Raw genomic sequence first — 7876 nt, 5'->3', positions numbered from 1 at the left:
ATTTTTGACAAATGAGTAAATAGCCATGTCTTCAAAATAAAGTCTGTCACCGATTTGGACTGGATTTTCAAAACTATAATCGCCAATCACATCACCCGTCAGACAGGTATTGGAAGAAAGTCTATAGGTATGGGCTTTTTCCTGAGCCTCAAATCCATTTCTCAAAGGTGGACGATAGGGCATCTCAAGTACATCAGGCATATGGCAGGTTGCAGAGGCATCTAAAACCAAGATCTCCATACCGTTTTCGACAATATCCAATACTTCAGTTGCTAGATAACCAGCATTGAGCGCAATGGCTTCACCCGGCTCGATATAGATTTCAAGATTGTAAGTTTCTCGTATACGCTTGATTTCTGAAATCAGCAAATCCACATCGTAACCTTCTCTCGTGATGTGATGTCCGCCACCCATATTGAGCCATTTGACCTCATGTAAGTACGAACCAAACTGCGCTTCTACTGCTTTCAAAGTTGTTTGTAAATCATCTGCCCCCTGCTCGCAAAGGGTATGAAAATGAAGACCGTCTACCAATTCCAGCAAGTCACTAGGAATCTTGTCTAGAGTAACTCCGAAACGGGATCCAGGGGCGCAAGGATCATAGAGAGCGTGATCACCTTGAGTTGAACACTGAGGGTTGAGACGTAAACCAACACTGACACCAGCCTCCCGACAACGGGCCCCATGTTTACGCAACTGTCTCTCAGAATTAAAGACAATGTGGTCAGTGATTTCAAGTAATTCTTCCATGTCTGAATCTTTGAAAGCAGGTGCAAAAACATGGACTTCACCAGGAAATTCTTCCCTTGCCAATTTGGCCTCATAAAGACCACTTGCAGTTGTACCAGATAGATACTGGCTAATCAAGGGATAGGTTTTGTAGAGGGAATATGCCTTCTGGGCAAGCAAAACCTTGCAACCAGCTTCTTCTTGTACATATTGTAGAATGCGGCAATTTGCTTCTAACTTGGCCAAGTCAATGACATAGGCTGGTGTTGGTACTTGTTCTAGCTTCATTAGTCCACCATTTGTGGATTTTCAACCACAACCCAAGGTAAACCATACTCATTCAAAGCTTCCATAAATGGATCTGGATCTAACTCCTCAAGGTTATAGACTCCAGCTTGTTTCCAAGTTCCGTTCATAACCAATTTTGTCCCAATCATGGCTGGAACTCCTGTCGTGTAAGAAATTGCTTGTGAACCAACTTCCGCGTAACATTCCTGATGGTCACAAACATTGTAGATGTAGATGGTCTTTTCAACACCGTCTTTAACACCTGTAAAGATACAACCGATATTGGTTTTACCAACTGTACGTGGGCCAAGGCTAGCTGGATCTGGAAGTAAGGCTTTCAAGAATTGGATTGGAACAATTTCTTGGCCATTAAAGTTAATAGTATCAGTACGAAGGAGTCCAACATTTTCAAGACATTTCATGTGCGTCAAGTAAGATTGACCAAAGGTCATAAAGAAACGAATGCGTTTGACACCTGGAATATTTTTCGCCAATGATTCGATTTCTTCGTGATGAAGGAGATACATGTCTTTTTGTCCAACTTGAGGGAAATCATACTCACGCTTGATAGACATGGCTTCGACTTCGACCCATTTTCCATCTTCCCAGTAAGAACCTGGAGCAGAAACCTCGCGTAGATTGATTTCTGGGTTAAAGTTTGTCGCAAACGGATAACCGTGGTCACCACCATTACAGTCTAAAATGTCGATATAGTGGATTTCATCAAAATAATGTTTAAGGGCGTAAGCTGAAAAAACGCTGGTTACACCTGGGTCAAAGCCAGATCCAAGCAGAGCGGTCAAGCCTGCTTCTTTGAATTTCTCCTGATAAGCCCATTGCCATGAGTAGTCAAAGTAGGCGGTAAAACCAAGTTCCTTGCAACGTTTCTCATAAATAGCACGCCATTCAGGATCTTCCGTATCCTCGGCTTCGTAGTTAGCTGTATCGATATAGTGAACACCTGTTGCCAAACAAGCATCCATAATGGTTAAATCTTGATATGGTAAAGCTACGTTCAAAACAGCTTCTGGTTTGTAGCTTTCAATCAGGGCAACCACTTCTTCTACCTTGTCAGCATCAAGAGCAGCTGTCTCAATTTTTGTACTTGTTTTGCCTTCTAATTTAGCCTTCAAGTCATCACATTTTGACTTGGTACGGCTAGCAATCATAATCTCTGTAAAGGTTTCACTATCTTGACAAATCTTTGAAATAGCAACTTGGGCAACGCCCCCACATCCAATAACTAATAAACGACTCATTTTTTTCCTTCCTCTTCTTCTAAAATGTCCTCAACATACTTGGGCAACATAAAGGCTCCCACGTGTAAGTTTGCAGTGTAATATTCTGTGAAAAGCTGGCGTTTTTTCCAGCCTTCCTTGTCAAAATCCTTGACAGGGTGGTATTTTTTCGATGCAAATCCAAACAACCAATAACCAGCAGGGCTAGTTGGGATGTGGGCCTGATAGACCCGACTGATTGGAAAGGCTTGATTGACCTTGCGGTGCATGCTTCGACAAGCTGACTCATCTTCGTCAAAGAAGGGACTACCATGCTGGTAAATCATGATGCCGTCTTCTTTCAAGGCTCTATAACTGTTGCCGTAAAATTCCTTGGTAAAGAGCCCTTCCGTATGTCCAAATGGATCTGTCGCATCGTTGATGATAATATCGTAGTCATCTTCACAGTTTCGCAAAAATCGTAGTCCATTTTGGTAGTAAATAGTAACACGAGGATCATCTAGCCCTGAAGCAAAATCCGGGAAATACTCACGACAAACCTCAACTAGCATCTCATCTGGTTCCACAATATCGATTTGCTCCAGTTCAGGATAGAGTGTTAATACTTGAGCAACACCACCGTCACCACCCCCAATAACCAAAACTTTCTTGGGATTGGGATGCACAGCCATGGGAACATGAACGGTCATTTCATTGTAGACAAAATCATCAGCATCTGAGAACAAGACGTGCCCATTTAAAATCAAAATCTTTCCAAAAGCTGGTGTATCCAAGACTTCGATATCCTGCCATTCACTTTTACCAGCGTAGAGTTGCTTGGCTGTTCTCAGGGACAATTTCACATCTGGAGTATGAACTTCAGAAAACCATAAATCCATCTAGTTCTCCTTTCTCTTAATGACGTTGATGTGATTGACCTCAGGATCTTCCGTCCCTTGGAGGGAACAACCACGTTCCTTGGCAAATTGGATATAATCGACAATTTCTCGTGTAATGCGTTCACCAGGAGCCAAGATAGGGATTCCTGGTGGGTAACACATAACAAATTCTCCACAGACTTGTCCAACAGATTCGTCTAAAGACAAACTTTTTCTCTCTGAATAGAAGGCTTCCTGAGGAGATAAAACCAACTCGGGCTGAATATATTCTCCAGCTATCAAGTCCTTCCCATCTCGTGAATAGAGTCTCTTGATATCTGCTAAAGCACCAACTAATCGTTCAATGTCTTGGATGCGGTCACCAATCGAAATATAGGCCAGGATGTTGCCAATATCACCAAACTCAATCTGAATGTCATATTCGTCTCGTAGGAGGTCATAAACCTCGATACCTGTTAAGCCAATCCCCTGAGTGTAAACTGACAGCTTGGTTACATCAAAATCACAGACCGACACACCATCTATTAACTCTTTTGAGTAAGCATAGTAACCGCCAATGGCATTGATTTCACGACGAGCGTACTCGGATAGCTCAATGACCTTCTCAAACGACTCTTTACCACGAAGAGCCAAGTTGCGACGCGAAATATCCAGACTAGCCATCAACAAGTAAGAGGCGGATGTTGACTGGGTCAGGTTGATGATCTGACGAACGTATTCAGGATTCATCTGCTCCCCGATTAAAAGAAGCGAACTTTGGGTCAAACTCCCACCAGACTTATGCATGGAAACTGCTGACATATCTGCTCCTGCATCCATAGCAGATAGAGGAAGTTTATCTGTAAAGTGGAGATGAGCACCGTGTGCCTCGTCTACTAAGACTTTCATTCCTGCAGCATGGGCCATCTCTGTTAGCCCCTTAAGATCTGAACAAATACCATAGTAGGTTGGATTGTTAATTAGGATAGCCTTGGCATCCGGATGCTCCTTAATTGCCTGCGCTACTCGGTCATTTTCAAGACCTAAAGCGATACCAATCTTAGGATCCACACTCATCTCGATATAGATGGGAATGGCACCACATAGAACCAGCGCATTGATAGCAGATTTATGGACATTTCGTGGCAAAATAATCTTATCTCCTGCCTTACAGGTTGACAGAATCATAGTCTGCACCGATGAAGTTGTTCCTCCAATCATGAGAAAGGCATGGCTAGCTCCAAAAGCATCTGCAGCCAGCTCCTCTGCATCCCGAATAATCGAAATGGGGTGACCAAGATTATCCAAGGGTTTCATGGAATTGACATCAATGCCTACACATTTTTCTCCCAACAGTTCGACAAGTTCTGGATTTCCCCGTCCGCGCTTGTGACCTGGAACATCAAAGGGAACAATCCGTTTCTTGCGTAGTTTCACCAAAGCCTCATAAATTGGGGCTTGGTTTTGATCTAACTCTTTCAAGACATACTCCTTTCCATATTTTTAGAACCTTATGAAAACTAAGGAACTAAAGGTTGACTCATGAAAAAAGAGCAGGTTTTCACCTGCTCTGCAATCTTCTGACGTTTTTATGTTTGTTTCTGTTGAGTATGTCTGTTCCCGATGTTTCCTAACTCTCTAGTAGCAAATATTACGTACTTTATTGATCGTTTCACAAGATGACGTGTGCTTTCACCACACTAAAATTTATGAATTAGGACAAGTGTCCTAACATCAACTTATAAAAGTAGGCTTTTAACCCTATCAATAATGTGGTTTTTCAACCACGCTTCGGCATTCAACCCTGCCTGTCCGTAGGCATTTTTTACTCGGGTTTATATTTGCTAGAAAACATCATCTCATTTTCTAAGCTTTATTACTATATCATACTTCCAACACTCTGTAAAGTACTTTTTTGAAAAAATATCTATTTTTGTTCGGAAAAATAATATTTTATATAGATTTGTATAAGTTGTATAATGTGAAAGCGGATATAAAAAGAACTAGTCCACTAGTTCTTTTTAATGTATCTTAACGAATCTTGTACTTATTTAATGGTAACAGAAAAACGATAGCCATTTAATTGTATAAATTTCACCAAAACGAATAAAGCAGTTCGTTTATTAGCATTGGCAAAAACATGCTTTTTTTCAAGCAATACAAGTAGCTCATTGAGAATAAGCGAGCCACTCATTAATCATACTAGCGATTTCTTTGGGTGCTTCAGTATAAACTTCATGGCTAACGTTCTCTAGAAAAATAGTATCAAAATAGTCTGGCAATTCTTTTAGGGTTTCCTCTCTCCATGTAGCTTCATTAGGATAGCGAGGACTAATAAACAAGGTATCTCCCACTTCTCTCTTAAAAGCTTGGATTTTTCTTCGTAGACGGAGTATCGCTTCTATATTTTCATAATTTATAGCCAACTCATATCTATTATACTCTGCATTCCAGTGATAGGACTGTCTTACAGCTTCCTCCATATTTTCTGACCAATGCTTTGCTTCAGATTTTTCTTTAGAAATAAGAACATCTAAGTCCGAAACAACTTGAGATTCAATATAGTTTTTTGTTTCCTCTAATTCCACATCTAAAGGTAAAATCTTATCTAAATCTAGATAGCCACCATCCAAAAGAATCAGTTTTGTCACTTCATAAAATTCCGATGCAAGATAACGCGCCAAATCTCCTCCAAGAGAATGACCTATCAGACAGATAGATTCTTCCTCTACAATCTCATTTTTAAACCATGATTTCAATTCTGTTTCATCTCGAAGATGCTTTTCATATGGATTTAGAAAGTAAACCTGCGAATCTAGTTCTTGAAGAAAATCCTTGCTATGATAGATATTGCTTCCCAGACCTCCAATAAAATATTTTTTCATTCTCTACTTAATACTATGCTTATTCATCTTTTGTTCAAAGATAGTCGTGATAATCTGGCGCAATTCTTCTCTTTCTTTTTCAGGAATTTCACCACTAGTTTGAGCTACTGCGTAGAGCTCAGGGTATTCAATAGAAATTCGCTTGATCGTACGTGTTGTCGCATGTTTTCTGACAAAAAACGGGATTCGCTTAATCAAGTCTTGTGGTACAAGCGCAAGAATTTTCTCAGCAGTTTCCTTGTCACTAATCTTAGACGTCGTAAGCCCCTTCTTAATCATTTCCTGTTCTTTTTCTGTAAAATCTTTTAATTCCATTCGATTGGTCCTCCTATATTCACTAAGTTAAATTATATACCAATTGTAGCAAGACGACAAATAGTCTGCTTGTAAAATCTTCTCTATACTACAATTTTCCTGTCGCTCATAATTGCTCTTTAATGAAAAATCACAAATCCATTTGGAGAGATGACAAGCCGATTCTCAAATTCTTGGCAATTGCTTGCTAGTGCTACTGCTTCTTTCTCTAAAAGATAATCATCTTTTGATTGGTTAAATATAGCTTTGAGGACCTGTCCTTCGTATGTCCATTCCAAGGCTACTACATCAGCTTTAATTTCTTTTAGGCTATACTTGCCATGCTGAATGGTTGATGACACTTGTTTTCTAATATTAATCAGCTGCTTCATGAAATTCAGCATATCATTGTCACTTGATACACGTTCCCAAGGCATACAACGTCGACAATCTGGGTCTGGTCCTCCGGTTAAAGCTAACTCTGTTCCGTAATAGATGCAGGGTGTTCCCTTTTGTAAAAAGAGAAAGGCTAATGATGATTTAACCAGTTGAACGTCTTCATTTGCCGTCCACAAGATTCGTTCTGTATCATGCGAATCCAAGAGATTAAACATAACCTCTGAAATCTGCTGTTTGTAATACATAGATTGGCCATTGATTTCATCGATGAATTGGTCTGTCTTCCTAAGCCCTCGTAAGAAATAGTCCTTGATACTATCAGATAAAGGATAATTCATGACCGCATGGAACTCATCGCCATTTAGCCAAGGCTGAGACGTATGCCAGACTTCTCCTAGGATATAGAGATCAGGCTTTTTAACTAAAACTGCTTTTCGAAAATCCTTCCAAAACTGATGGTCAATCTCATTAGCCACATCCAAACGCCAAGCATCGATATCAAACTTTTCAATCCAATAAGTCGCAACCTTTAAAAGATAATTCTTGACCTCTGGATTGGCTGTATTTAGCTTAGGCATATAGTCCTCGAAACCAAAAGCATGATAAGGCAATTCTCTCTTGTTGGCTAGCTTTTCAGTAGTCACTGGGAATTGTTGAATATGGAACCAATCCTTATAAGCAGACTGTTCACCATTTTTGACAACATCTTGCCATTGAGGCGATTGCGAACCAATATGGTTAAATACAGCATCCAGCATGATTTTCATACCACGCTGATGAGCTTGCTCGACCAGCTCCCGAAAGGTCTCCTTGTCTCCAAAATGACGGTCAATTTCAAAGTAATCTGTCGTATTGTACTTATGATTGCTCGTAGATTCAAAAATCGGACAAAGATATAGTCCAGTAATGCCCAAGTCTTGCAAGTAATCCAGGTGGTCAATAATCCCCTGTAAATCACCACCAAAAAAATCATCACTCTGAGGTATGATAGATGAATCCCAGTCTAAAGTCCCTTCTGGGTTTAATAGAGCATTTCCATTGGCAAAGCGTTCGGGGAAAATCTGATACCATACCGTATTTGAAACCCAATCAGGAACTTGGCATGCATCAATCTCATGAAGATAGGGCAACTTAAATCCATTCCCAATAGCATGAAGATTTTCTTGAGAATTTTCCACACAACCTT

7 protein-coding genes and 1 pseudogene are annotated in these 7876 nt (G+C 40.3%); all 8 read right to left on the bottom strand.

Annotation, left to right across the window (positions count from 1 at the left end):
- A partial coding sequence (locus ACLNCN_RS02110; RefSeq protein WP_424844528.1) for a carboxynorspermidine decarboxylase occupies positions 1–1017 on the bottom strand: 1017 nt, incomplete at its 3' end.
- A complete protein-coding gene (locus ACLNCN_RS02105) occupies positions 1017–2276 on the bottom strand; it encodes a saccharopine dehydrogenase family protein (RefSeq protein WP_150923023.1) in 1260 nt (419 codons plus the stop codon). The genes ACLNCN_RS02105 and ACLNCN_RS02110, both read right to left, overlap by 1 nt.
- Complete coding sequence (gene speE / locus ACLNCN_RS02100; protein WP_000366729.1) at positions 2273–3133, bottom strand: polyamine aminopropyltransferase; 861 nt, start codon at positions 3131–3133, stop codon at positions 2273–2275. Before speE ends, ACLNCN_RS02105 begins: the two co-directional genes overlap by 4 nt.
- Positions 3134–4594: an aminotransferase class I/II-fold pyridoxal phosphate-dependent enzyme gene (locus ACLNCN_RS02095; RefSeq protein ID WP_150923022.1), complete on the bottom strand. Its 1461-nt coding sequence runs from the start codon at positions 4592–4594 to the stop codon at positions 3134–3136.
- 568 nt (positions 4595–5162) lie between these two features.
- Positions 5163–5279: pseudogene (locus ACLNCN_RS02090) on the bottom strand (type II toxin-antitoxin system death-on-curing family toxin); the annotation flags it as partial.
- A 1-nt stretch (position 5280) separates the two neighbouring features.
- A complete protein-coding gene (locus tag ACLNCN_RS02085) occupies positions 5281–5997 on the bottom strand; it encodes an alpha/beta hydrolase (protein WP_150923020.1) in 717 nt (238 codons plus the stop codon).
- A 3-nt stretch (positions 5998–6000) separates the two neighbouring features.
- Positions 6001–6312, bottom strand: a complete 312-nt coding sequence (locus ACLNCN_RS02080; RefSeq protein ID WP_061475244.1) for a hypothetical protein — start codon at positions 6310–6312, stop codon at positions 6001–6003.
- A 119-nt stretch (positions 6313–6431) separates the two neighbouring features.
- The coding region (locus ACLNCN_RS02075; RefSeq protein WP_424844527.1) for a glycoside hydrolase family 13 protein at positions 6432–7876 on the bottom strand (1445 nt) is incomplete at its 5' end.

It is taken from the genome of Streptococcus sp. CL8.13 (assembly GCF_049737895.1).
This window is presented reverse-complemented; position numbering and strand designations above follow the sequence as displayed.